The 23,262-nt window shown below is 40.7% G+C and carries 25 protein-coding genes; 15 read left to right on the top strand and 10 right to left on the bottom strand.

The window, feature by feature from the left end; translation table 11 throughout:
• Window positions 1–19: 19 nt before the first annotated feature.
• Complete coding sequence (locus RWN13_RS07025; RefSeq protein ID WP_314061765.1) at window positions 20–802, bottom strand: TraX family protein; 783 nt, start codon at window positions 800–802, stop codon at window positions 20–22.
• Between the two features lie 415 nt (window positions 803–1,217).
• On the opposite strand from RWN13_RS07025, the gene add reads away from it, so the two are divergent.
• A complete protein-coding gene (add, locus tag RWN13_RS07020; RefSeq protein WP_314061764.1) occupies window positions 1,218–2,243 on the top strand; it encodes an adenosine deaminase in 1,026 nt (341 codons plus the stop codon).
• 38 nt (window positions 2,244–2,281) lie between these two features.
• On the opposite strand, the gene RWN13_RS07015 is transcribed toward add, so the two are convergent.
• From RWN13_RS07015 to RWN13_RS07005, 3 genes are all read right to left on the bottom strand, one after another.
• Window positions 2,282–3,121 carry a hypothetical protein gene (locus RWN13_RS07015; protein ID WP_314061763.1) on the bottom strand — a complete coding sequence of 280 codons (840 nt, stop codon included), beginning with the start codon at window positions 3,119–3,121 and terminating at the stop codon, window positions 2,282–2,284.
• A 62-nt stretch (window positions 3,122–3,183) separates the two neighbouring features.
• Window positions 3,184–3,849 carry a class D sortase gene (locus RWN13_RS07010; protein ID WP_314061762.1) on the bottom strand — a complete coding sequence of 222 codons (666 nt, stop codon included), beginning with the start codon at window positions 3,847–3,849 and terminating at the stop codon, window positions 3,184–3,186.
• An 18-nt stretch (window positions 3,850–3,867) separates the two neighbouring features.
• Entirely contained in the window at window positions 3,868–4,440 is a 573-nt protein-coding gene (locus RWN13_RS07005; RefSeq protein ID WP_314061761.1) for a hypothetical protein, read from the bottom strand.
• Between the two features lie 347 nt (window positions 4,441–4,787).
• Here RWN13_RS07005 and RWN13_RS07000 point away from each other — a divergent pair, with 347 nt between their 5' ends.
• From RWN13_RS07000 to RWN13_RS06975, 7 genes are all read left to right on the top strand, one after another.
• Window positions 4,788–5,660: an SPFH domain-containing protein gene (locus tag RWN13_RS07000; RefSeq protein ID WP_314061760.1), complete on the top strand. Its 873-nt coding sequence runs from the start codon at window positions 4,788–4,790 to the stop codon at window positions 5,658–5,660.
• A gap of 53 nt (window positions 5,661–5,713) precedes the next feature.
• A complete protein-coding gene (locus RWN13_RS06995) occupies window positions 5,714–6,253 on the top strand; it encodes a DUF924 family protein (RefSeq protein ID WP_314061759.1) in 540 nt (179 codons plus the stop codon).
• Window positions 6,254–6,377: 124 nt separating this feature from the next.
• Window positions 6,378–6,521 carry a hypothetical protein gene (locus RWN13_RS06990; RefSeq protein ID WP_314061758.1) on the top strand — a complete coding sequence of 48 codons (144 nt, stop codon included), beginning with the start codon at window positions 6,378–6,380 and terminating at the stop codon, window positions 6,519–6,521.
• Complete coding sequence (locus RWN13_RS23620; RefSeq protein ID WP_399553641.1) at window positions 6,466–6,789, top strand: helix-turn-helix domain-containing protein; 324 nt, start codon at window positions 6,466–6,468, stop codon at window positions 6,787–6,789. The genes RWN13_RS06990 and RWN13_RS23620 overlap by 56 nt, the downstream gene beginning before the upstream one ends.
• 16 nt (window positions 6,790–6,805) lie before the next feature.
• On the top strand, window positions 6,806–7,291 hold the full coding sequence (locus tag RWN13_RS06985) for a hypothetical protein (protein WP_314061757.1): 486 nt from the start codon (window positions 6,806–6,808) through the stop codon (window positions 7,289–7,291).
• Between the two features lie 330 nt (window positions 7,292–7,621).
• The gene (locus RWN13_RS06980; RefSeq protein WP_314061756.1) at window positions 7,622–8,365 is read left to right on the top strand and encodes a VTC domain-containing protein; all 744 of its coding nucleotides are present in this window, start codon (window positions 7,622–7,624) and stop codon (window positions 8,363–8,365) included.
• A complete protein-coding gene (locus tag RWN13_RS06975; protein WP_314061755.1) occupies window positions 8,340–9,005 on the top strand; it encodes a DUF4956 domain-containing protein in 666 nt (221 codons plus the stop codon). The genes RWN13_RS06980 and RWN13_RS06975 overlap by 26 nt, the downstream gene beginning before the upstream one ends.
• A 34-nt stretch (window positions 9,006–9,039) precedes the next feature.
• On the opposite strand, the gene RWN13_RS06970 is transcribed toward RWN13_RS06975, so the two are convergent.
• Both RWN13_RS06970 and RWN13_RS06965 read right to left on the bottom strand, forming a co-directional pair.
• Window positions 9,040–9,381 (bottom strand): hypothetical protein, encoded by a 342-nt coding sequence (locus RWN13_RS06970; protein ID WP_314061754.1) that lies wholly within the window; start codon window positions 9,379–9,381, stop codon window positions 9,040–9,042.
• 221 nt (window positions 9,382–9,602) lie between these two features.
• A complete protein-coding gene (locus RWN13_RS06965; protein ID WP_314061753.1) occupies window positions 9,603–10,439 on the bottom strand; it encodes an undecaprenyl phosphate translocase family protein in 837 nt (278 codons plus the stop codon).
• Between the two features lie 322 nt (window positions 10,440–10,761).
• On the opposite strand from RWN13_RS06965, the gene glpK reads away from it, so the two are divergent.
• The 3 genes from glpK (at window position 10,762) to RWN13_RS06950 (ending at window position 14,306) form a co-directional block, all read left to right on the top strand.
• Complete coding sequence (gene glpK, locus RWN13_RS06960; protein WP_314061752.1) at window positions 10,762–12,258, top strand: glycerol kinase GlpK; 1,497 nt, start codon at window positions 10,762–10,764, stop codon at window positions 12,256–12,258.
• A 175-nt stretch (window positions 12,259–12,433) separates the two neighbouring features.
• Window positions 12,434–12,883 carry a MarR family transcriptional regulator gene (locus RWN13_RS06955; RefSeq protein ID WP_314061751.1) on the top strand — a complete coding sequence of 150 codons (450 nt, stop codon included), beginning with the start codon at window positions 12,434–12,436 and terminating at the stop codon, window positions 12,881–12,883.
• On the top strand, window positions 12,870–14,306 hold the full coding sequence (locus tag RWN13_RS06950) for an MDR family MFS transporter (protein ID WP_314061750.1): 1,437 nt from the start codon (window positions 12,870–12,872) through the stop codon (window positions 14,304–14,306). The genes RWN13_RS06955 and RWN13_RS06950 overlap by 14 nt, the downstream gene beginning before the upstream one ends.
• Before the next feature lie 40 nt (window positions 14,307–14,346).
• Here RWN13_RS06950 and RWN13_RS06945 read toward each other — a convergent pair whose 3' ends face one another.
• Entirely contained in the window at window positions 14,347–14,949 is a 603-nt protein-coding gene (locus RWN13_RS06945) for a helix-turn-helix transcriptional regulator (protein WP_314061749.1), read from the bottom strand.
• Window positions 14,950–15,467: 518 nt separating this feature from the next.
• Between RWN13_RS06945 and RWN13_RS06940 the strand changes: the two genes are divergently transcribed.
• From RWN13_RS06940 to RWN13_RS06925, 4 genes are all read left to right on the top strand, one after another.
• Window positions 15,468–16,805, top strand: a complete 1,338-nt coding sequence (locus tag RWN13_RS06940; protein ID WP_314061748.1) for a glycoside hydrolase family 18 protein — start codon at window positions 15,468–15,470, stop codon at window positions 16,803–16,805.
• A gap of 176 nt (window positions 16,806–16,981) precedes the next feature.
• Window positions 16,982–17,485, top strand: coding sequence for a sigma-70 family RNA polymerase sigma factor (locus tag RWN13_RS06935; RefSeq protein ID WP_314061747.1), 504 nt, complete (start codon window positions 16,982–16,984; stop codon window positions 17,483–17,485).
• The gene (locus RWN13_RS06930; protein ID WP_314061746.1) at window positions 17,466–18,668 is read left to right on the top strand and encodes an anti sigma factor C-terminal domain-containing protein; all 1,203 of its coding nucleotides are present in this window, start codon (window positions 17,466–17,468) and stop codon (window positions 18,666–18,668) included. The genes RWN13_RS06935 and RWN13_RS06930 overlap by 20 nt, the downstream gene beginning before the upstream one ends.
• A gap of 76 nt (window positions 18,669–18,744) precedes the next feature.
• Window positions 18,745–19,338 carry a DUF1349 domain-containing protein gene (locus tag RWN13_RS06925; RefSeq protein WP_314061745.1) on the top strand — a complete coding sequence of 198 codons (594 nt, stop codon included), beginning with the start codon at window positions 18,745–18,747 and terminating at the stop codon, window positions 19,336–19,338.
• A 114-nt stretch (window positions 19,339–19,452) separates the two neighbouring features.
• On the opposite strand, the gene RWN13_RS06920 is transcribed toward RWN13_RS06925, so the two are convergent.
• The 3 genes from RWN13_RS06920 to RWN13_RS06910 form a co-directional block, all read right to left on the bottom strand.
• Entirely contained in the window at window positions 19,453–20,721 is a 1,269-nt protein-coding gene (locus RWN13_RS06920) for a hydroxymethylglutaryl-CoA reductase, degradative (RefSeq protein ID WP_314061744.1), read from the bottom strand.
• A 77-nt stretch (window positions 20,722–20,798) separates the two neighbouring features.
• Entirely contained in the window at window positions 20,799–21,971 is a 1,173-nt protein-coding gene (locus RWN13_RS06915; protein WP_314061743.1) for an acetyl-CoA C-acetyltransferase, read from the bottom strand.
• Between the two features lie 75 nt (window positions 21,972–22,046).
• Window positions 22,047–23,213: a hydroxymethylglutaryl-CoA synthase gene (locus RWN13_RS06910; RefSeq protein ID WP_314061807.1), complete on the bottom strand. Its 1,167-nt coding sequence runs from the start codon at window positions 23,211–23,213 to the stop codon at window positions 22,047–22,049.
• Window positions 23,214–23,262 lie beyond the last annotated feature (49 nt).

Here is a 23,262-nt window from a genome sequence, read left to right as displayed (position 1 = left end):
CCTTGGCCGTTTTTTTAAGTTAAAGCCAGGTGGCCAGTAAGTATAGAATCACCAAATGAGCTGGGTAAAAGAAATAGAAAAACCATTTCATCTTACGGCCTTCCTGACCGTTGTAAAAGTAAAGGGGGATAGCTGCAAAGAGCATCATCCATTGGAAGTTACTGAGAAAAAGATCTTGAAACGAAAATCCTGTTGAAATTAAGGCGACAATAGCTAAGGCCAAAAGTTGCAGGCTTTTTTTTCCACGGAATAGATAGAAGAAAAGGGCCAGTAGCACCATCAGAAAGCCGCCTTCAACAAACACAATATTCGGAATAATCATTGATCCATAGACTGCAATCATCACTAAATCGGAATTTTCGAAAAGCAACAGTAAACCGAAACCATAACCGATGACGCCTAAAATAATGGCTAAACCAGAGATCCATTTTTTAGTACTTTTAGTCGCCAGACCTGTTTTTAACAGGTCCACAGCATACATTAATAAGACAGCAATGAAGAGGGTGCCAAAGATATTATTCATCAAGACAATCTCATCGTTAGGCACTAATCGTGACAGTACTTGTTGAATCACTGACATGATCCAGAAACCAACTAATAAGTTGCGCAAATAAGCAAGCTTATTTCGTGTGTAGTGGAACCCTTCGGCACTTAAAAAGAGAAAGACCGGAGCAACAATTCGACCGATCATAGTGAGCCAGATAGGGGCTCCTTCTAAGGCAAACATTTGATGAATATGGTCACAAACCATTAGGGTAATTCCCAGTATTTTTAATTGAAACGCAGTTAATCCTTTTTGCATAATTGTCCTCCTAGATAAATGTCTTAACCTTTTTGAGTATAGCCTAGGGTGATATTAATAACACGAACAAGGGCCTTACATAATGTGACAGTTTTGTTAGGTCATGGAGCTAGGAATGAAAACAGGAGAGTATCAGTCTTCTCGATTTCACAGCACAGCTTTGCTGATAGGCTTATGCTTGGGTCCCAATTGTCGGAGGAACTCTTTCAGCATTGATTTTTTAACCTTATCATTTAATTTTAAAAAACTGAAGGGTGAAATATTTCTATTAGTTTTTTATGGTTATAGATGTCTTTTTTTCTTGAAATAACCGATTTATATTTAAAATAACGAATGATTAGTTATTTGTTGACTCGAACGTTCGTTTATGTCATTATTAACTTAAACGTGTCAATCAGAAAAGGAGTCTGAAAAAATGTTGCCAACAACGATTACAAACGAATTTATTAAAGGAATGCCCAAAGCAGAGTTACACCTTCATCTAGAAGGTACATTAGAACCGGATTTAAAATTAGCGTTAGCCAAAAAAAATAACATCGATATCGGTCAAACAACGATTGCTGAAATCGAAAAAAGTTATCAATTTGATTCTTTACCCTCATTTCTTGCTATTTACTACCCAGCCATGAATGTTTTACAAGATGAAGAGGATTTTTATCAATTGGCCATGGCCTACTTAGAAAAAGTTAAGGAGCACAACGTTCGTTATGCTGAATTGTTTTTTGACCCTCAAGCCCATACAAGTCGTGGCATTCCCTTTGAAACGGTGATTAATGGTTATTACCGAGCGGTTACAGAAAGTCAGACTTTAGGGATTGAGACAGCCTTAATCATGTGTTTCTTACGAGACATGTCAGCTGAATCGGCTGCTGAAACCTTGCGGCAGGCATTGCTTTATAAAGATAAAATTTTAGGGATTGGCTTGGATTCTGATGAGCAGGGTAACCCTCCTGGTAAATTTAAAGAAGTTTTTAAACAAGGGAAGGAAGCGGGCTTCCATGTTACCATGCATTGCGACATCGATCAGGATAACTCCATTGGGAATATTCGTGAAGCTTTAATGGACATTCAAGTGGAGCGCTTGGATCACGGAACCAACATAGTGGAAGACCGTGAATTAGTGACGTATGTAAAAGAGAAGGGGATTGGGCTAACTTGTTGCCCCGTTTCCAATGGTTTTGTTGTGGATGATATGAAGGGCAAAGAGATTCTGAGCTTATTGAGAGAAGGCGTCCAAGTAACGGTTAACTCTGATGATCCTGCCTATTTCCAAAGTTATATCTCAGATGATATCGTCGCCTTAAGTGAAAACTATGAGATGACACCAGCCGATGTGGTCTTGTTAGCAGAAAATTCATTTAAGATAAGTTGGTTAGAGCCAGAGAAAAAAGCCGGTTATTTACAAGAAATTGTTGAGTATGTAGCGAACTATCAAGGATAAAAAAATGGTCTGGGACAATTGTCTCAGGCCATTTTTAGTCAACTGAATTTTCGTCGGATTTGCGAGAAGATGGCAGAAAGAGCCGAGGCCATCAAAAAAGCACCGCCAACCACTATAAAAGCCATTAAACTATTGGTTAAATAAGTCGTTAATAACTGATAGAGAGGCTTTGACGTAATGGAAATACGGTCAATCATGCCACTGGCTAAAATTAGAGCAGGAATAATGATTAACATCAAACCACCCCCGCCAAAAACAAAGGAGAGATGACGAATCAACCGATGCCACCACCAATGTAACAAATAAATAATGAGCATCAGTAGCAGGACAAAACTACTGCCTAATACTACTTTAAATAAGGTCAGGTTACTTGCAAATAACTGTATCTTCTGCCCCAGTGTTGGTAAGAAAGGTAGTTTAATGAAGTCGCTATAAGCCTCGTAGGAACGTTCAGCAAAATTACTGATGGCTACTTCGCTCTCAGCGGTTAGGCTTTGTTTCTGATCTTTAGCATAAGCCATTACAGGTGCTTTAATCTGTGTTAGAAAAGGCTCTTTTTCAATGGTTAAAGTATTGCCGTAATAGGCTTGAGTCGTGTATTGTTCAAAGTCCTTTTGAACTTGTTGAGAACTTACACTGTCTTTTAAAACCTCAGCGGGAATACCACTTCCAAGGCCAAAATCTTGGATTTGGGTATTGATTTGTTTGGTTAATTCAGAATAATAATCAGATTGATGGGCTGCTTTATTTAAAAAAGTAGCGGAAAACAAGGTTTTTTCGACAATTAAAATCATCGTTAAACCTACTAGCAAGGTGGTGCACGTAAAGGCGATAAAACTGACTGCTAGATTGCGAATGATTTTTTTATTTCGATTCATAGTGTGTCTCCTTTCTCAAATGATGGACTAACTGTGTTTAAAGTCATCGCCTATGTTCTGCTCTAGTTAGTGGAATCAATCAGAGGCCCTGATGTTAAATCAGCGTAAACAAATAAACGATCATCAGTTAGCCCAATCATATCAACGGGGTAACACGTATAGAGAATTAAGTGGTGTCCGTCATCTCTGGTTGCCAGACTAGTTATGGCAGTTGGATCATCAAAACGGGCCACTTTCTTTTGGGTAATTGTATAAAGATAAGTGCCGTAATGGGTCTGAATCGTTACTACATCGCCAATCTCAACAAGGTCCATGGTTCCCAAGTCAGTCGTGTTGTGACCACCAATCAGACTAGTCCCCTCTTCGCCAGGAAATACACTGCCATTAAAATGGCCAACACCTGTCCGCAAATCTTCTGGCCGGTCCCCAAAGGTTAAAGGGGATTTTATCTTTACTTTGTCAATTAATAATTGACCATATTGATCGCCAATTGACGGATAATCAATCGTCGATGATGGAATTGATTGAGGCGCGTCAGTTGGCGATTGAGCCACTTTAGCACCGTCAAACAGTGACTTGTTTTTTGTATCAAATGTTGGCGCCTCGTTTAATAAGATTAAATCGACAGAGGAAGTGACGAAATTTAAGAAGGGTGCTAAAACGAGATAGAGTGTACCATAACCAACAATGACAAAAAGAATGGGCATATAGAGATATGCCCATATCATTTTACGCTTCATAACACCTTAAGCAGCCGCGTATTTTTTACCGACAACTGCAGCCCCAAGTGCCGCAATCATAAGTAATGCAAATACAGCAAAACTAGTTGTATAATCAGCACCCGTAGCTTTTACAACTGGATTACTTTTTGTGTTAGGAATAATGACTGTTTTACCAGCTTTGTTAACCAATGTCCCATTTGATGCAACCGCCATATCTAATGCGTCTGCTGCTGCGATGATGTGATTCCAAATCTGATCACGAACAGTTTTAGGTAGTTGGGCTAACAAATTATTCAAACTTGTTGCGGTAATACCTTTAGAATTGTCAAGTACTAATTGACGTGCAGCTTGGATATGGCCGATTACTACTTGGGTTGTTGCAGTGTTGTAATCGTTGGCTTTTAACTCATTTTCAGCTTGTATAATATCAGAAGCTTCAAAGTAGAAAGTACCGCCTCCAGCTGTTACGCCAGCATTTAACTCATCTAAAATCCCTTGTTCAGCAGCTGAAATTGCTCCCGCTGCTGATACTGTTTCTGTTGTCACAAAGCCGATGGCTAAGAGTGCAATAAACAGCATGCTTGTTACTTTTTTCATTTTCTTCCTCCTTTATTAACTATTGTAGCGTTATGTCTACCGTTTTAATAATGTACGGTTAAAATAACGATACGACTTTATTCTACCATATTAATAAAGCTAAAACACAGGTAATAGAAAACTTTATCTTAAATGAGTTGTGAAATAACCCACATTATAACAATGTGTCCATGTTCGTTTAATCTGGTGATGAACAGCTTGTTTCCGAGTTTTTTTAATCTTATTTAGAGGATTAGCTATTTATTAAAGGCAATCACTAAGGTTGTGTCTTAAGTTAGAAAGCACTATAATTTAGTTTAGAAGCGCAAATTATTCCGTTCGATGAAGTAAGAAAGAAGGATAGCGAAATGAAAGAAAAAAAGGCGTTCGCAATTAATGGTTATTTAGGGTTAATCGTGATGATTGGCTTGGTTGTAGCAGGTATTTATCTATTGTTCAGAGGACTGGTGACGATTGATGAGGTTCCGAATGTTGGAAAAGTAATTGGAGGGATATTTTTATTGCTAGTATCCTATCTCTTCATTTCGTCTTTAACGATAATTAGTCCCAATACCTCTAAAGTATTAACCTTTTTTGGCAGATATGTAGGAACGATACGTCAAGGGGGATTGTTTATGACCGTTCCCTTGAGTAAAAAAACTACAGTTTCTTTAAAAGTTAATAACTTCAACAGCGCTAAGATGAAGGTGAATGATTTAGATGGTAACCCCATTGAGATTGCGGCAGTGGTTGTATATCGCGTAGTGGATACGGCAAAAGCTTTATTCGAAGTGGATTACTACGCCAATTTTATCGAAATACAAAGTGAGACAGCCATTCGACATGTTGCGACGAAATATTCCTATGACGGAGATGATGGTGAAATTTCTCTAAGAGGGAATGTGGGAGAGATTTCCGAAGAATTGGCGGTTGAACTACAGGAGCGTTTGTCAGTTGCTGGAGTGGAAGTCATTGAGGCTCGCTTGACTCATTTGGCTTATTCGACGGAAATCGCCAGTGCCATGTTGCAACGGCAACAAGCGAAATCAATTTTAAAAGCACGGAAGTTAATTGTAGAGGGTGCTGTTGACATTACCCAGTCAGCGATTCAGCATTTAACAGGACAAGGAATGACCTTATCTCAAGATCAGCAGATTCGTCTGGTGAATAATTTATTAGTGGCGATTATCAGTGATAAAGGGGCCCAGCCAATTATTGCTGCAGATGGTGTAGTAGATTAAAAATAAGTTAGCTAGCACTTGCTAAAGGAGCAGAGAGAAAGGAGTGTTGATAAATGGATTATCAAGAGGTCTTAAAATTTTGGTTCACAGAGTCAAAAGAAAGTCAGTGGTTTACAAAGGACTCAGACTTTGATGAAACGATTCGTCAAGGATTTGCTACGTGCCATCAACAAGCCAGCCAGGGGGAATTAGTTGATTGGCGACAGTCTATCAAAGGTCGTTTGGCTGAAATTATCGTCTTAGATCAATTTTCCCGAAATTTATTTCGAGATTGTCCTCAGTCATTTGCTTGTGATGGCATGGCGTTGGTTTTAACACAAGAAGCTATAGCTACAGGAAAATTAGATCAGTTGTCACAAATTGAACGTTCATTTTTATTTATGCCACTGATGCATTCAGAATCATTAATGATTCACGAAGAAGCATTAAAACGATTTGCAGAGCCGGGCATGGAAAATAATTTGGCCTTTGAAAAAAGGCATCGTGATATTTTAAGGCGCTTTGGCCGATACCCTCATCGAAATCAAATTCTTGGTCGACCCTCGACAGATGAAGAAGTTGCATTTTTAAAGGAGCCAGGTTCATCATTTTAGGTTGAAGAAGCACCTACTAAGTCAGTCTTAGTAGGTGCTTCTTCACTTATGATCAATCGATCTATTGGATTAAGAAGACAAATTGCTGGTGGCGATAAGCACAACCAAAGAAGGAGGACGTGAGATGGATAGAGAATCAGTAGAGTGGGTGATTGAGTGGGTCGAAACCCATTTAGAAGACAGCTTTTACTTTAGAAAAATTGGCCCAACGTATGGGGGGGTCACCTTATTATTGCTCATTCAAATTTCATCAAATTACGGGTGTTAGCATTAAACGATATCGCCTCTTATATATCACCAGTGAGAGATTGGCAGAGACGGATCAACGGATTATTGAGATTGCCTTCCATGCAGGTTATACATCCCAATCTGCCCTTTCTCGAGGGTTTAAGGAGGTCTTAGGTGTCACGCCGTGGGCATTTCGTGGACGCCCACGGCCACTTCAAACCTATATCAAAATTTCCTTAAAGGAAAGAGAGGAGGGACGAGACGGATATTTCACAAAAGTTACAAGCAGGCGTAAATCGATTTTATGACAACCGGGTTCTCCATGTGCTAAACGGCCAAATGATGTATCAGGAGTTTGCCTTCCACAAGTTAATGAGGGCAGCAACTTATGTTCTTTTTAATGAGGCGATGTGTGTCAATCAAGGGACTCTGCCGATTTTTGGTGAACAGTTTAATCGGCTGAGAGCGGCGGGACATGGTGTCTCACTGGAGAGTTATCGAGAGGTAGTGCTGATAACCCTTGATCTCTTAATTAATCAGACTTGTCAGTGTGTGGTTCTTTGGCTTGGCGAAGATATGTTTTGTCAGATGAACTTACTGACCTGTCTCGCCTATTTGGAAGAATCTGGGTTCCAGGGAGAAGTTTATTATCACAGTGTCCATGAAGGAACGTACGATGTGAAGGAAACAGCACTTCGCTTAGGCGGTTACCAGCAGCTATTTCACGAGGTAATCATGTCTCACAAAAGAGTGTCGGAAATATATCTGCCTGTTTTGCATCAGGGTGTAGGGGGGATTTGGAGCTACTAAAGCCGGAGAATCCGATTACGATATATATCAGGTATCACTTGAATTTGATTAATGAACAGTTGTTGCCAAAAATATTTAGACGTTTTTTTTAATATGGTTTGGAAGGTTAGTAATATATTGACATTATTGAGCGATTAAGAGAGAAATAAAAGATAAATCTATTGCATCAAAAAGGGATGTAATGGGTTTATTTTAGTTATTATATTCAATAAACGATTGTTTTTTGATGTTTTTGTGCTATAGTATTTTTAGATGATACATTCAAAATACTATTAATGCCGTGAATAACGCACTAGGGCAGTGAACTAGAGAGAAGGAGGCTAGGTACTAATGGCGGTTGAAACGAGTAAGCTACCTAAAGTAGTGACAACATACAAATTAAGTTATGCACAATACAGTCAACTACGTAAGCGGAATTATCCCTATCTTGTCGAGGAACAAAAAGGGATCCATGAGCGGAGCGCTCTTTATTTTGACACCCCTGACTTTGAACTAATGCGTGAAGTTCAAGATGGGGGAGTTTACCAGGAGTTATTTCGAATGAGAACCAGTGAGAGTTTGATGAAAGAATCATTGGTGGCCATGGAGATAGTTAAAGAGTTCAACGGTCGCAAATCCCTACGTAATATTCTAATCCCTTATGTGAATGCCCAGAGTTTCTTGCGTGATTATCGGAAATACATACTAAAAGAAGGGGTAGAAGCACAAATTAGTCGTGAGATTGAATACCTTGTTTCTGGTAGAAATCTAGTGCCTAAAGTAGTTATTTCCTCCGATCGCATCAGCGCTATTTGTACAAAAAAAGGTCGCTTAGAAATGGATTTTGATTTTAATATTCGATGGCGCACAGTAAATTTTGATTTGAAAAAAGGCAACATTGGCGAGTTTGTCGACCCTACATTAAATGTCTTAATGACGGTTAAAAGTGAGGGCAGCCATCCTCAGTGGTTTAGAGAATTAGTAGAAGAGTTAAGCCTTTATGAATCTTCATTTTCAAGTTTGATGGTGACGTATAAAGAACATTTATTTAGTAAGGAGAATAAAAATTATGTTAGTGAGTTTGTTGGCGGATAAAGCGGATAGTATTAATATGATTCAATTAGGATTATGCACCGTGACCTCATTTGCATTGGGCATAATGGTAGCCTTAGTATGCATGCATCGCAACATTTATCGAAAAAACTTTATTGTGGCCCTGTTAGTGTTGCCATCGCTGATTCAGTTTATGATGATGTTGATTCAGGACGATGTGGCACGGGCGATTATTTTATTAGGTGTCTTTGGGATTATGCGAGTTAGCGTTGAAACTGGTGAATCTCGTGAAACCATGAGCCTTCTTTGGGCCATCGGTATTGGCATAGCTACAGGTTTTGGTTATATTATTTATGTTATTACCTTCTCCTTGGTTTTGAGTATTTTATTATTATTGATGCAGTCGATTTCCTTTGGTGGTAGTGGTCGGACAGCAAAACGAGTCATCAAAATCATGATTCCCGAAACGCTGGATTACCCGAATTTATTTGATGATCTTTTTAAAAAATATTTACAGGAATTTACGATGGAAAGTGTTAAAACGACGAATATGGGCAGCCTCTATGAACTTGCTTATGTCGTAAAATTCAAAGATATCGAAAATGAAAAAAACTTAATCGATGAGATTCGAATCAGAAATGGTAACTTGACAGTGATCTCTGCAAAGGTTGATACTAACTAAAAAAAGCAGTTGAGACACGTCTCAACTGCTTTTTTTATGCCATTAATGCTTCGTAATCTTTCCGCTGTAAGCAATGTATTAATTCTAAATCGATTTGTTCTAACTGTTTTTGTTCTAAGACATCTTTAATCCGATAGATCGTTGACTGATAAAAGCCACGAGATTTAATTCGTTGAACAATTGGAAATTCCTTTTGATATTTAAGCGTTTTAGGGTCAGTCTCTGTTTCCCATTCAGAAATAAAATGTCTCAAAGCGTCTGGTAGAGAGGTTAAGACGTCATCTTGATTGTTGCCACGAAGTTCAAAATCAGGCAACTTATCTATTTCGGCAAGGTATCCTTCAGCAATTGGTGCAAGTTCAATGAAAATTTCCATATGAAACATCCTTTCTTTTACGCTAAAAAAATGGGGGTAGCGCTTACTATGGATTATATTATAACGCCTATTTCACAGAAAAGCGAAAAATAAGCTTGGTTATTTTGTTCTGGAGGTAGGTTTTGGGCGTCTTTTCGACTTGTGCGGAAGGCTGTTATTTGTGAAAAAACAACGACATGGCGGTAGTGGAAATCGTCATGTCGCTAAATTAAAATAAATGATTAATCGTTTTTATATTGATCTTCTAAGCGGCTCATCCACCAACCAAGGGCGGCACCGGCGATACAAAGGGCGAAGCTTGCGGCGTAGTTAGCTGGGGTGAAGCTGCTGTAATCTGTAGGAATAATCATAATGGTTGAAGCAAAGACGATTCCTAAAATAAAGTGGAATAGTTTGGCGTAAGCTTTGCTAAAAATGTAATCCATTACTTTTGATAAAGCTAGGACACAAATCAGTCCGCCAATTCCAATGGGGATGATGACGCCAAAATCAACGTTCTTTATGCCATCTGACATGGCTTTGTACATGCCCATATAAACTAAAAAATTAGAGGGGCTTAGACCAGGAACGATGATCCCAAGACCGATTAAAGCACCAGCAATCATCCAAGTGAAGAAATTTTGTTCAACACTTCCAGAGAATAAATTTTTTCCGTAAAGTAAGAAAATTAAACCAAGGACAAAGGTAACAGCCATAATAATGACATCTATGTTATTGCGTCCATGTTTACCCGCTTCTTTCCAAAGGGCAGGAACAGTTCCAATGATACAACCAACGAAGAACCAGAGAATGATACTTTCGTAGTTGCCCAAGAGGAAACTAACGGCAAAGGATAGTAGAAAAACTCCAGATAAACCACCTAACCCAACGGGAATAAAGAAAATGACATTTTCTTTAAAATTCTTAGTGATATGTGCTAAAAAGGTGATAATTCGCTCATAAATACCAAAGACGGCTGCTAAAGCACCACCGCTAATACCAGGTAAAATAAAACCAGAACCGATGAACATCCCTTTGATGAAACGTAAAACCCAATCTTTTATACGACTATTTGCCATGAAGTTACTCCTTTTCTAATCAATCTGTTAGGCTCTGAGAGAGTAGCCTGTCCTTAATAGAGGATAATAAATAAATATTAAAAAGACCAATCAATATAATTTTACTATTGTTTGCAGGAGAGTTCAAACTAAATAATTAAGTATGGCTTGGATTCACTCAAAAATTAATCTCAGTGGACAGGCTATTGTCCATTTAATAATCGAAAAATCAGCCAGATAATATTACTTTTATTGAGGCAAGTATAGTATCATTTAGTTAATAGGGATTAATAATGGATTCTGACAAAGCGTTGAGATTATTTAGAAGGGGGAACATTGAGCAATGAGGAAAGAGCGCTTTATATTAGCGATTGATCAGGGCACTACCAGTACACGGGCCATTTTATTTAATAAAAAAGGGGAGGTGCACCATACCGCCCAGAAAGAATTTACCCAATATTTTCCACAACCAGGGTGGGTTGAGCATGATGCCAATGAAATCTGGCTAACGGTCCAAGCCGTTATAGCCTCAGTTTTGATTGAATCAAACACTCGTCCTCAACAAATTGAAGCAATTGGCATCACCAATCAGCGGGAAACGACAGTGATTTGGGATAAGGAAACCAGTGTGCCGATCTACCACGCTCTAGTTTGGCAATCACGTCAAACGAGTCACATTGCCGATCAGTTAATAGCAGACGGATATGAAGAACTTATCAGTAAAAAGACTGGTTTGCGAGTAGACGCCTATTTTTCGGGGACCAAAATCAAGTGGTTACTGGATAATGTGGAAGGGGCTCGGGAACGGGCGCAAAACAGTGAATTATTGTTTGGGACAATCGATTCTTGGCTAATTTGGAAGTTAACTGGTGGGGCTGTTCACGTGACTGATTTTACCAATGCCTCTCGGACGATGATTTATAATATTCACGAACTGAAGTGGGATCAGGAGCTTTTAGAACTATTGGATATTCCTGAGACTATTTTACCAGAGGTTCGACCTTCTTCAGAGATTTATGGGACGACAGTAAGTTATCACATGTTTGGTCAAGAGATTCCGATTGCCGGCGCAGCTGGAGACCAACAGGCTGCACTATTCGGTCAAAACTGTTTTGAAGCGGGCAATATTAAAAATACCTATGGAACAGGTTGTTTTATTTTGATGAATACAGGGAATCAACCAGTTCATTCGGAACACGGGTTGGTGACGACAATTGCTGCTAGCATCGGGGATGAAGTCCAGTATGCGTTGGAAGGCAGTGTTTTCGTAGCTGGTTCAGCCGTTCAATGGTTGCGTGATGGCTTGCGGATGTTTGAAAAAGCAGCAGACACGGAACGTTATGCAACGAAAGTGGCATCTTCTGATGGGGTCTATGTCGTGCCAGCTTTTGTTGGCTTAGGTGCCCCTCATTGGGATTCAGACGCTCGTGGTGCGATTTTCGGCTTGACCCGTGGTACCTCAAAAGAAGTGATGATTAGAGCTACTTTAGAGGCAATTGCTTATCAAACAAAAGACGTGATGGAAACGATGCTCCAAGATTCTGGTTTGCCAATTACCAGTATGAGGGTAGACGGTGGTGCGGCTAAAAATAATTTTTTGATGCAATTTCAAAGTGATATTTTAAATCTCGATATTAGCCGACCAAAGGTAAATGAGACAACGGCCTTAGGGGCTGCTTATTTAGCAGGCTTAGCCACGGGGTATTGGAGAGACATGGCTGATATTCGCAAAAATTGGCAGTTAGAGCAAGAGTATCATCCTCAAATGGCCCAGGAGGAGCGAACCCAGTTGTATGATGGCTGGAAGAAGGCAGTGTCAGCCACACTACTATTTAAATAAGTGATTAACCGGAGAGTTTTTTTTCGGTTTTTTTAATTGAAAAGGGAAATTCACAGAGTTGGTAAGAGTAGGTGGCAACTGTTGACATTTTTTGTGAAATGCAGTATATTTTTAAAATAACAATTCGGTAACGAAGTGTTCGCTAAGGAATTGTTGGCTAGGGAGGAACGATCGCGTGAATGAGAAATTAACTCGAGATATTTTATTGTCTCTAAGGGAATTGCGGAAAGAAACACAGGCTCTGTTGGAAGAGCAGTCAAAAACCTATAATATTTCCACAACTCAATTATTTATTTTAGACATGCTGGATAAGCACCCCCAAGCTTCCCTTCATGAAGTGGCTAAAATGGTCAATTTAAGTGCCAGCACTACCTCTGCAGTGGTGGAAAAAATGGTCCAAGCAGGTTATTTGAAACGTGAGCAAAGTCAAAAGAGTCGAAGAACCTTGGAGTTGTCTCTAACTGACAGTGGCAAAGAGACCTTAACCAATACTTATTCTGGTTATATTCAGGATTTTGCTGTATTAGGGAAAATAGAAGAAAGTCGTTTGCTGGCCTTTTATGAGACGCAACAAGATATTATTCATTTATTGAAACAGAGGAGATTAGCAAGTGGGGAAAAATAAGCAGAGCAAACAAGATATTACGGTTCTGGTAATTTTATTATTCGGAACCTTTTTAAGTTTTTTAAATCAAACCCTGATGAATGTCGCTTTACCGAGCATTATGAGGGATTTTGATATTACGGCGGCTCAAGGCCAGTGGCTATCAAACGGGTACATGCTGATCAGTGGGGTGATGATACCTGCCACAGCTTTCCTGATTGATCGTTTTAAAACCCGTCATCTCTATTTAACATCGATGATCGTCTTTACAGCAGGGACCTTGCTGGCATCACTATCATTGAATTATCCGATGCTGATTGCTGGTAGAATGATACAAGCACTGGGAGCAGGGCCAATCAGTCCTTTAATGACGGTGGTCGTAATGAACATGTTTCCTTTAAAAAGTCGAGGCAAGGCTATGGGCTTTATCGGTTTGGCGATGAATTTCGCACCGGCTATTGGGCCAACTCTTTCTGGCTGGATTGTTCAGTCCTACAGCTGGCGCTCAATCTTTTTTATTGTTTTACCTTTGGGCGTCCTGAACGTGATTGTGGCCTTTTTTGCTTTGAAAAATTTTGGCGTCCAGCGCTTTCCAAAATTTAATGTGACTGGAATTATTTTATCCACCATTGGTTTAGGTACCTTATTACTTGGCTTTAGCAATGCTGGGGATAAATCATGGGGAACATTTGACGTAGCAGGTTACATTATTATTGGCCTTGTAGTGACAGGTATGTTTGTTTACCAGCAGTCACATACCGAGAGCCCGTTATTAAATTTTAAAGTCTTTAACAACCGCTTATTCACCATTTCAACCATTACCAACTTTGTGGTTATCATGGGTTTATACGGAGGGATGATCCTGTTACCGATTTTCTTACAGAACGTTCAAGGAGTGTCTCCCATGACATCGGGGATGGTCTTACTGCCTGGCGCTTTAATTACAGCCTTTATGTCACCCATAACAGGAGCACTTTATGATCGCATGGGAGCTAAGTACCTAAGTTTTGTGGGCTTGATTTTACTGGCCCTTGGAACCTTTATGTTTACCTTTATTTCTGGGGAGACTAGTCTAGTTTATTTGGCAACCATGCAAGGAGTTCGTTCTTTTGGCTTGGCGTTAGCTCTAATGCCCCTTCAAACAGAGGCGCTAAATGCTCTTTCATTAGATGTGATGGCCCATGGTTCTGCCATGTATAATACCATTCGTCAAATTGCGGGATCAATTGGTACAGCCGTTTTAGTGACTGTCATGAGTCGCGGGACACTTGGATTTGCTCAAGCAAATCCAACTGCGAGTATTCAAGCAGCCACGATCCACGGCATCCAAGTCGCCTATATCGGGGCTACGATAATCACCTTTATTGCAGCTGGTTTTTGTTTGTTGTTACACACACCGAAGAAGGACCAGCTGGAAAGTGTGGGACATTTAGAGGAAGTATAAGCCAAAAAAGTGGTTACGGCAGAAAGTCGTAACCACTTTTTTAAGTTGTTGTCAGCTCTTGATAAAGCTCTTTTGATAAGCTGATTAAGGCTGGAGAATTATCAGCAGCCTGTGCCAGTTGTTCGGTGAAAATAGTCGTGACAGGGGTGAAAATCATTATGTCGATGTTTTCTTTGGCGACAATTTCTCTTGCTTCTAAGGCGTTAAGGGAGAGCCATTGGACATTGTAATAGTAGCGGAGGTTTAAATTGTTCTTCAAAGAAGACAAGAGATCTTTGGTCAGCTGGGTCTCAGCAAGGCATGGCAGGACGATCAAGCCCTGTTTTTGCAGAATCTTTGATAAGTCATCTTTGGCAAGTGAAGGTGACTGTTCTTTTGAAAAGTGGCTGAAGGCGCGATTAACAACGTCGAACGCTTTTTGAAAGGCTCTTTCTTTTGGCTCTTCTGATGCCAGGTCAAGCAATTCTTGGTTATTGAGATGATAGAGTCTACTCAAAGTGACAAGACTTGTTTCAGTGGGACGTCGTTTGTCGTCTTCCCACTGACTCAGGGTTTCAGGCGAAATCCCCAGTAATTGGCTGACATCTTCTTGGGTGTAGCCAAACTGATTTCGGATTGTGTGTAAGTGAGTGCCAATTGTCATAAAATTCCCTCCAGAAATAGAAATAGACATCCCGTAAAAACTACATAGACCGATTTAAGACACCTGTTCGTCAATAAAAACGGGGGCTGTCAGTTGCTGTTATCGGAACTATATTGACACTCCTATTAAATTCAATAGTTATTTAATAGGAGTGTCTGTGAGGCTATTGTCTTTGGCTTGTGTTATTTTCCTTATCATAGCATCTCGGAAGGATTGTTGTCTAATTTTTTTAGCTGGGCTTTAAGGTTAATTCCGACTTGTTATCAATTATCGACGATTTTGTCTATGAATGTTGGGAAATCTGAAGTATAATGTTAGTATTTCCAGCAAAATAGTCTAGGCAGATTCATCTGCTTTTGTTCAAGCTTTAAAGATAACAAAGAGCGATAATTTTGATAAAAAGATGATAATTGTATATTATGTAAGGAGGACAACGATTGCTATTGGGCAATGTCTTGGAACAAGTGTAGATTTACATCATAAGAATCGCAAATCTTGCGATTTACAAGGGGTAGTGTATGAAGAGAAAGCACATGGGGATTAAGTGGTGTCTGCTATTGATAATGAGTTTCGTACAATTGTTATTTTTAGCTACGCCCATTCAAGTTATAGCTGCGGAATCTAATTTCAGAACCATTGGTTATTTACCAGACTATGATACTAAATTTATTGAAGCAACCATTGATTTTAATCAGTTAACAGATGTCAATTACTTTGCGGTTGTGCCACAAACTAACGGAAGTCTGAAGTTTACGGAAAGTGGTAATTCTGAGCAATTGGAATCACTCGTGACTGAAGCCCATAAAGCAAATGTTCGTGTAGGTGTCAGCATTGGTGGTTGGGGGCTAAGTGATTATTTTGTTCAAGCCACATCAGAGGCTAATCAGAGTAAATTTATTGGGGAGATTTTAGACTTTGCCAATAAATATAAATTAGATACTGTCGACATTGATTGGGAATATCCAGCCGAAGAACAGGCCGATCAATATGTTGAATTTATTAAAAATTTAAAAAAAGCATTAGGTGATGACATTAAGCTATCTATTTGTGTTCCAACTGGAGTGGCCTCGAACGGACAAGCCACGGGACGATGGGAGAATCACTTTAAGCCTGAAGCCTTACGGGAAGCCGATTGGGTCAACATTATGGCTTACGATGCTCAAGTTGATGGGGCCCCTAATCATTCACCAGCAGACTTGCAAAAGAATAGCCTGAATTACTGGAATACCCTAATGGGTGGTGATCAGATGGGCAAATTAGTTGGTGGGATTCCTTTTTATGGGAAAGCTGAAAATGGTGCAGTGGTGACTTACAGTAAAATTGTCGCAGAATCGCCGGCGGTGCCAACTAGCGACAGCATTGAAATTGCAGGGGAAACCTATTTCTTTAACAGTAAGGCCACTGTTCAAAAAAAGGTCCAAGATACGATTGACTTAGGGGCCTTGGGTGTGATGATTTGGGCACCGACCCAAGATGCTGCTGTCAAAAGTTCTAACCGCTTGATGAACGTGGTTATGAGCACGGTAAAAGCAAACAATGTTTCTTTAGATGAGCCGGAATTGACGGCCCCTGAAGAGACTGTACCTGAGGTGAAATCCTTTAAGTGGATAATGCTAGCAGTAGTAGCACTAATCGCCGGCGTAGCCTTGCTGCTCTTTAGAGGTCACTTATTGTATGTTCTGCCGAAAAAAATTAATGGCAAAAGAGTTCGTCGAGCTAACTTAGCGAAGGGAGTCAGTGTGTTATTATTTTTAGTAGCGTTTATTTTGCTCTTGTTCATCCTCTTGCCAACTCTTGTGGCGCTAGTGATTATCCTGCTACTGTTTGGTGCGCTGTACTTTATTTTACGGGATTAAATTAAATAATCAGCAACAGCAATGAGATTAATTTATCTCATTGCTGTTTTTTTACTTTGCTTCTGGCAGGTTTGTACGTCTGGTTAAAAGAAAGGTTGGAGTGGGTGTGACATTCTCTCCGATTAAACGTATAGTAAGTGAAAAGGATAGCAAGTTGTGAATAAAGGAGGGGAGAAATGAAAGAGAAGCACATTAGTCAGTTGTTTGAAAGGTACTATTCGGACTTGATTTTATATGGACTGGGACTAACAAAAAATCAAAAAATAGCAGAAGAGCTGGTTAGTGATGCTTTTTATAAATTACTACTGAATATCGAGAGTGTTGAGCTCAATCGCTGTAAATTTTGGTTGATGCGAGTCATGAAAAATAGTTATATTGATCGGTTTAGAAAAGACCGAAAACTAACTTTTTATGATGAGGCTGATCGGCTACCGGCTCACGAAGTCAACGGGCTAGAAGAGGTGCTCCAAGAGGAAAGGCGACGGGAACTGATGGAAGCCATTCAGCAGTTGCCAGGGATATACGGAGAAGTGATGATTCTTTATTATTTTTTGGAGCTTGATGGCAAGGAAATCGCTAGCTATTTAAGATTGACAGCAGGTCAAGTCAGAACCCGATTGTACCGTGGTCGATTATTATTAAAAGAAAGGTTGGAGGGAAATGGAAAAAAGGGAGTTTGAAGAACGTCTGAAGGCTTATCAGTTAGGCTGGTTATCCCCAAAAGAGATGACTGAAATTGAAGCCGATATTGAAAAGGCTAGGGCAATTCAAGATTATTTATTTGCGGAAGAAATCAAGGAAGATCTGGAGCTTGAAATCAGTCAAGAGATTGACAGTCGAGCCATTCAAAAAAGTGTTAGTCAGCGATTTATTAAGCAAGGGTTTCTTATGGGTGCGGTTGTACTGGTGGTCTTGCTGATAATCGTGCTGATTGGCGGACCTTTAATTAATAAGTTGTATCTGAATCCTTTAGCTGGGAAAACCAACGATCGCCCCAGTGATTACGAGCTTTATCAGCGGGCCAATAACTATGTTTACACGACTGGGGATGTGCTGACGGGGATTTTTATCGAGCCGAAAGGTATTGGTAAGTATGAGATCCATAACACGTCTATTAATTCATTCACTCACATCTCGCACTTTGATACGACAACGATCAAAGCTAGTCAGCAAATTACTAATCTAAGTCCAAGGGGACATTTTATTGAATTAGGTGACTTGGACATGTTTTCGACGGACACCGATTTTTTTGGGCCAAAAAATGTTTATGTTGAGAGGAAAATCGCTCAGATCGAGGGCTTACCAGAATCTGCTTGGATTAAGGTGGACATTAATTTTGGTCAGTCGTTATCAATAGAGGAGATGTTAGCCTTTATCCAGGAAGAGAAAATCGTGCATCCTTTATATACAAAGGTTGAAACAGTTGAAGACATGCAAGGAATCCCTCAGACCAATTTTGGGTTTCGTTTTAGTAGTCCTATGATTAATACGGACTTAGGGTTGGGGGATGCCGAAAAAAAGTTGTTGGATAAAGACTATCCCAATTTATTTCGCAGTAAGCTGCTTAGCTCAGGCAGTGATCCAGAGATGGTGAGAGAGCATTTTATCTCTGCGCTAACCTATCTGGTAGATCATCAGTCTGATGTACCAAAAAATAAGGAAAATGAGTTTCCAACCGACGACGGCTTTCAACCAGAAGGTGCTTTGAGGTATGTTAAAGAGCATGGGGTAAGGGTTGGTCGTTTAGTTGTAGCTATTCCTAAAGGGGCCTTTACTTCTTTAGTTAACAATAACAAAATTAGTTCTATCGGAGTTCCGGAAGTTATCTTATACGCCCCTCATTTGGATAAGCAGCTCCTTTAGCTTAAAGATCTCATGGCACCTTAGGGCTGAATCGCTTATAATGAGGATCAGAGACATTTTAGAAAAGAGGCTGTCAATGAAAACACTGAATCAATTAATCGACCAAATGGAGTGGTTAAACCCGCCGAAAGAAGCTAGTTACAGTGCCAGTCAGGAAAGCTTGACCATGAAAAGCAAACTAAATACCGACTTTTGGCAACAAACTCATTATCAGTTTAAGCGGGATGATGGTCATTTTTACGGACTAAAACCTAGAGGCAATTTTTATTTATCGGCTAAAATAATCATGACACCTACCAATCGCTACGATCAGGCAGGCTTAATGTTACGAGGAGATAGTAGCAATTGGGTCAAAACCTCCATCGAATACATACCAGATGGGCTAAACAAACTAGGCTCGGTGGTTACTCAAGATAATTTTTCCGATTGGGCGACTCAGGAGATTGAAGAGGGGAATCAGTCTTACTTCCGAATGATTCGGATAGAGGATGATCTCTATATCGCTTGGTCCTTGGACGGTGAAAACTGGTCACCTATAAGAATGTGTCATTTTGAAGGAGGTTTGCAAGTGGGGTTTTACTCTTGTAGTCCACAAGGAGAGGACTTCAGTGTTTGTTTTTCTGAGGTAACTTATTTTGAAGGAATCGCAGACCGTACTAAAGCATATTAATAAGAAAAGCTGAACGTCTCGTGAAGTTGGAGCCAAACTATGATATAGAGAACGTTAGATGCTTTCCTTTTAATTAGAAAAAACAACAATCGGTGGTAGCCGATTGTTGTTTTTTTAGTCTCTCAGTTGTTTTAGCAAGTTTTTGGCAACGACGGAGTTCATGGTTGGTTCTTGTCGTAATAAAGCTGCTAAGCGATCGATTTCTTGATCGACGGCGCCAACATGAATCGCCAATGATTTGGCATGGAGACTCATATGCCCTTTTTGAATGCCATCACTAACCAAAGCTTTTACGGCTGAAAAATTTTGAGCTAGACCAACGGATAGGATAACTCTTGCTATATCTTCGGCTGATTGGCACTTTAGGAGCTCTTGGTTAGCTTTAGCCATGGGTAGTACACTAATGGCCCCTCCAACGATTCCCACAGGCATAGGGAGGGTTAATTCGCCAATTAGGCGAGTGCCATCAAGTTGCCAGTTGGACATGCTGCCATAATGGCCGAGGCGACTGGCGTAAGCGTGAGCACCCGCTTCAATCGCCCGTGCATCATTTCCTGTGGCGATTAAGACGGAGTCAATCCCATTCATAATCCCTTTGTTGTGAGTAGCTGCCCGATAAGGATCAAGATGGGCATAACGTGTCGCTGCCACAATCCGCTCGGCCAGTAACTGGCCATCCATGGTTGCCGTCGTCAAGCGCTCCGTTTCGACCTCGCAAGTGGCAGTGACTAAAGAGTGGTCATTAAAGTTACTTAAGATACTCATCAAACAGCTGCCCCCAATCCAGCTTTCAACCAGTGGACGACAGCCTTCTAAGATCGTATTGACAATATTGGCACCCATGGCATCTTTAACGTCGACTATTAGATGAATCGTTAAAAATTCTGGCTGCCCCTGTTGATTGTTAAGGATACGGGTTTCAATCGATGTGACACCGCCTCCTCGCTTAACGATGGAAGGGTGGCTAAGTGCTGCTTGGGCAATTAGCTCACTTTGATGCTCCTCGATTATTTTTTTTGCAGCAGGGAAATCCTCTAGGCCTGTCAGAATCAATTGACCGATTAAGGCCCGCTCGTGAATCGTCGTGGTAAAGCCTTTGGGAGTCATAAACTTAGCCCCGTTACTGCACGCAGCAATCACAGAGGGTTCTTCCACGACCATTGGCACAACTACCTCTTTGCCATCGACAATAAAGTTTAAGGCAACCCCCATTGGTAGGGGAAATTGAGTCAGTTGGTTTTCAATTAAACTATTGGCCACCGCCTCATCCAAGGGAGAATTATTAGCAAATAGCTTGCTGCTTTCTTCTGAGAGAAAGCCAGTTTCTGTCAATATGTTGAGACGTTCCTCTCGGGTTTTATTATAAAATTTAGAAAAACTCATCTTGTTCCTCCAACTCTTCACCGGTCATTCTGGTAAGGTAATTCTTCGGTAGAACCCTTCCAGCGGTGAGGGCTCTATTATCTTTTCTTAGTGATATTTAAGGCTAAACCAATTCCGCCACCAACGCAGAGAGAGGCAATGCCTTGATCTTTATCCTCTCGTTCCAAGGCGTATAAAAGAGTGGTTAAAATCCGTGCCCCTGAGGCTCCCAAGGGATGACCAAGGGCAATTGCGCCTCCAGTAAGGTTAACTTTAGCTGGATCTAATTGTAAATCACGGACGACTGCAATTGATTGAGAGGCAAAGGCTTCGTTGATTTCAAATAAATCAATATCATCAACGGTTTGGTTCATTTTTTTCAAGAGCTCTTTAATGGCGTAATAAGGGGCATACCCCATATAGGTAGGGTCATTGCCGATTTCGCTATACTCTCCTAAAGTGGCCAAATAAGGAAGTCCTTGAGCTTCTGCCTCCTCTTTCGCCATTAAAACCAAGGCAGCTGCGCCGTCGTTAATAGTGGAGGCATTCCCAGCCGTCACCGTTCCATCTGCCTGAAAAACAGTGGCTAACTTAGCTAACCCTTCTAAAGTGCTGTTGCCACGAATTCCTTGGTCTTGGCTGACGATTTGCCCATCTGCTAAGGTGACGGGAATGATTTCTTTGTCAAAGAGTCCAGCAGTTTGGGCCGCACTGGCTTTTAGCTGAGAAGCCAGCGCATATTGATCCTGGGCTTCACGGGAGATATGATATTTTTCAGCAACAGCTTCTGCTGTTGAGCCCATAGGCAATTGGCTAAAGGCATCGGTTAAACCGTCGTGAAACATGGAGTCAGTCAATGACTCTGGATCTACCACCTCATCACGTCCTAAACGCTGATGCAATAGAGGAGACTGGGACATGTTTTCAATACCGCCAACTAAGACGGTTTGGACGCCCCCAAGTTGAATGGCTTGAGCGCCTAAGATGACAGATTTTAATCCTGAGCCACAAACTTCATTAATCGTCATAGCAGGGGAAGTTTGAGGAACTCCCAGTTTTAGGCCGACTTGGCGAGCTGGGTTTTGGCCACTACCAGCTTGTAGGACTTGCCCTAAAATAACTTGTTGAATCTGCTCTGACAGGATACCGGATCGCTCGATAGCCGCTTGGCCTGCAGCGACCCCTAGCTCGACAGCTGAGGTTTGATTAAAGACCCCTCGGAACTTGCCAATCGGGGTTCTGGCAGCACTTAAAATAACAACTTCACGCATATTATTCCTCCATCTCATTGATAGTCCTTAGTAAAAACGAGAGGTGACATTAAGTCAGGCTCTCGTTTGTAATTATTAGTTTTTATGGTAATGGCGTTGGTGCTTACTAATGGCATCCAAATAAATGGCTGCTTGGTCAAAGCGATTGCTAAAAGTTTGGCTTGAGCCATCCACAGGTAAACTCTCATTAAAAACCTCTTCATATTCGGCAATCGTTAATTCATGACGATCAGCGAATAAGGCTGTGTGTTCCTGAGTATTGAGATGATCTCTAAAATTTTCCACCAGTTTACCGCTGAAAAATTCGCCGACGGCACCAGAGCCATAACTAAACAAACCGATGCGGTCGCCAGCCTTTAGATTTTTCTGAAAATCTAAGAGCGAGCAGAGACCTAGGAAAAGAGACCCAGTATAAATATTGCCAATATCTTTAGTATAAGTAATGCTGTGTTGATAGTTTTCCAACAGGCGTTCTTGAGACGACTCAGAGGCACTGTCCAAAATCGTGTTAAGGGCTTTTCGTCCCATTTTGGAATAGGGCAGGTGGAAGCTTATGGCAGTAAAGTCGTCTAAGCCTAGTCCAGTACGTTTTGTGTATTCTTGCCAAATTTGCTGGAAGAAATTGATATAGGCTTCGTTTGAAAACTTCCCGTCGACAATGGCTGTATCGGAGTAGGTAGGTCGCCAAAAATCAAAAATATCTTGACTCATTGCCACTGATTCGTCTTCTAATAGGAGAATTCGCGGGTTTTCACTAACAATCATTGCAACAGCACCAGCCCCTTGAGTAACCTCCCCAGCAGTGTTAAGTCCATAACGAGCGATATCCGACCCAATAACCAAGGCTTTTCGTCCCGGATGGGTTTTGATATAATCTTTGGCCATCATCAAGCCAGCCGTAGCGCCGTAGCAAGCTTGTTTAACCTCAATGGAGCGGGCGAAAGGCTGGATGCCTAAGAGTTGGTGGATGATTACTGCCCCAGATTTTGAATAATCAACAGCAGACTCTGTTCCTAAGATAACTAAATCAATCGTATCAGCTTCATCAGCTGTGATTAAAGGCAAAGCCGCATTGGCGCCCATGGAAACCGTGTCTTGAGTAATTGGATTAATCGACATCTTATTTTGACCGATACCAACTGTAAATTTATTCGGGTCAATCCCTCTAGCATCGGCTAATTTCACTAAATCCACGAAAAGACTGGGAGTGAAAAAGTTGATTTTATCAATTCCGATGTTCATTAACGTCACTACTTTCATTATTTATTTCTACTCTACATAGTAGGTTCTA

Origin of the sequence: uncultured Vagococcus sp., from assembly GCF_963518325.1 — a bacterium.
Lineage (GTDB): Bacteria > Bacillota > Bacilli > Lactobacillales > Vagococcaceae > Vagococcus_D.
This window is presented reverse-complemented; position numbering and strand designations above follow the sequence as displayed.

What these genes read in the sequence shown, in the direction of transcription:
- RWN13_RS06980 (WP_314061756.1), top strand. Translation starts at nt 7,622, where the DNA reads ATGGCGGTTGAAACGAGTAAGCTACCTAAAGTAGTGACAACATACAAA.
- RWN13_RS06925 (WP_314061745.1), top strand. Translation starts at nt 18,745, where the DNA reads ATGAAAACACTGAATCAATTAATCGACCAAATGGAGTGGTTAAACCCG.
- RWN13_RS07010 (WP_314061762.1), bottom strand. Translation starts at nt 3,849, where the DNA reads ATGATATGGGCATATCTCTATATGCCCATTCTTTTTGTCATTGTTGGT.
- RWN13_RS06940 (WP_314061748.1), top strand. Translation starts at nt 15,468, where the DNA reads ATGAAGAGAAAGCACATGGGGATTAAGTGGTGTCTGCTATTGATAATG.
- RWN13_RS06920 (WP_314061744.1), bottom strand. Translation starts at nt 20,721, where the DNA reads ATGAGTTTTTCTAAATTTTATAATAAAACCCGAGAGGAACGTCTCAAC.
- glpK (WP_314061752.1), top strand. Translation starts at nt 10,762, where the DNA reads ATGAGGAAAGAGCGCTTTATATTAGCGATTGATCAGGGCACTACCAGT.
- RWN13_RS06965 (WP_314061753.1), bottom strand. Translation starts at nt 10,439, where the DNA reads ATGGCAAATAGTCGTATAAAAGATTGGGTTTTACGTTTCATCAAAGGG.
- add (WP_314061764.1), top strand. Translation starts at nt 1,218, where the DNA reads ATGTTGCCAACAACGATTACAAACGAATTTATTAAAGGAATGCCCAAA.
- RWN13_RS06970 (WP_314061754.1), bottom strand. Translation starts at nt 9,381, where the DNA reads ATGGAAATTTTCATTGAACTTGCACCAATTGCTGAAGGATACCTTGCC.
- RWN13_RS06930 (WP_314061746.1), top strand. Translation starts at nt 17,466, where the DNA reads ATGGAAAAAAGGGAGTTTGAAGAACGTCTGAAGGCTTATCAGTTAGGC.
- RWN13_RS06915 (WP_314061743.1), bottom strand. Translation starts at nt 21,971, where the DNA reads ATGCGTGAAGTTGTTATTTTAAGTGCTGCCAGAACCCCGATTGGCAAG.
- RWN13_RS23620 (WP_399553641.1), top strand. Translation starts at nt 6,466, where the DNA reads ATGGGGGGGTCACCTTATTATTGCTCATTCAAATTTCATCAAATTACG.
- RWN13_RS06945 (WP_314061749.1), bottom strand. Translation starts at nt 14,949, where the DNA reads ATGACAATTGGCACTCACTTACACACAATCCGAAATCAGTTTGGCTAC.
- RWN13_RS06995 (WP_314061759.1), top strand. Translation starts at nt 5,714, where the DNA reads ATGGATTATCAAGAGGTCTTAAAATTTTGGTTCACAGAGTCAAAAGAA.
- RWN13_RS06990 (WP_314061758.1), top strand. Translation starts at nt 6,378, where the DNA reads ATGGATAGAGAATCAGTAGAGTGGGTGATTGAGTGGGTCGAAACCCAT.
- RWN13_RS06975 (WP_314061755.1), top strand. Translation starts at nt 8,340, where the DNA reads ATGTTAGTGAGTTTGTTGGCGGATAAAGCGGATAGTATTAATATGATT.
- RWN13_RS07005 (WP_314061761.1), bottom strand. Translation starts at nt 4,440, where the DNA reads ATGAAAAAAGTAACAAGCATGCTGTTTATTGCACTCTTAGCCATCGGC.
- RWN13_RS07015 (WP_314061763.1), bottom strand. Translation starts at nt 3,121, where the DNA reads ATGAATCGAAATAAAAAAATCATTCGCAATCTAGCAGTCAGTTTTATC.
- RWN13_RS06935 (WP_314061747.1), top strand. Translation starts at nt 16,982, where the DNA reads ATGAAAGAGAAGCACATTAGTCAGTTGTTTGAAAGGTACTATTCGGAC.
- RWN13_RS07025 (WP_314061765.1), bottom strand. Translation starts at nt 802, where the DNA reads ATGCAAAAAGGATTAACTGCGTTTCAATTAAAAATACTGGGAATTACC.
- RWN13_RS07000 (WP_314061760.1), top strand. Translation starts at nt 4,788, where the DNA reads ATGAAAGAAAAAAAGGCGTTCGCAATTAATGGTTATTTAGGGTTAATC.
- RWN13_RS06910 (WP_314061807.1), bottom strand. Translation starts at nt 23,213, where the DNA reads ATGAACATCGGAATTGATAAAATCAACTTTTTCACTCCCAGTCTTTTC.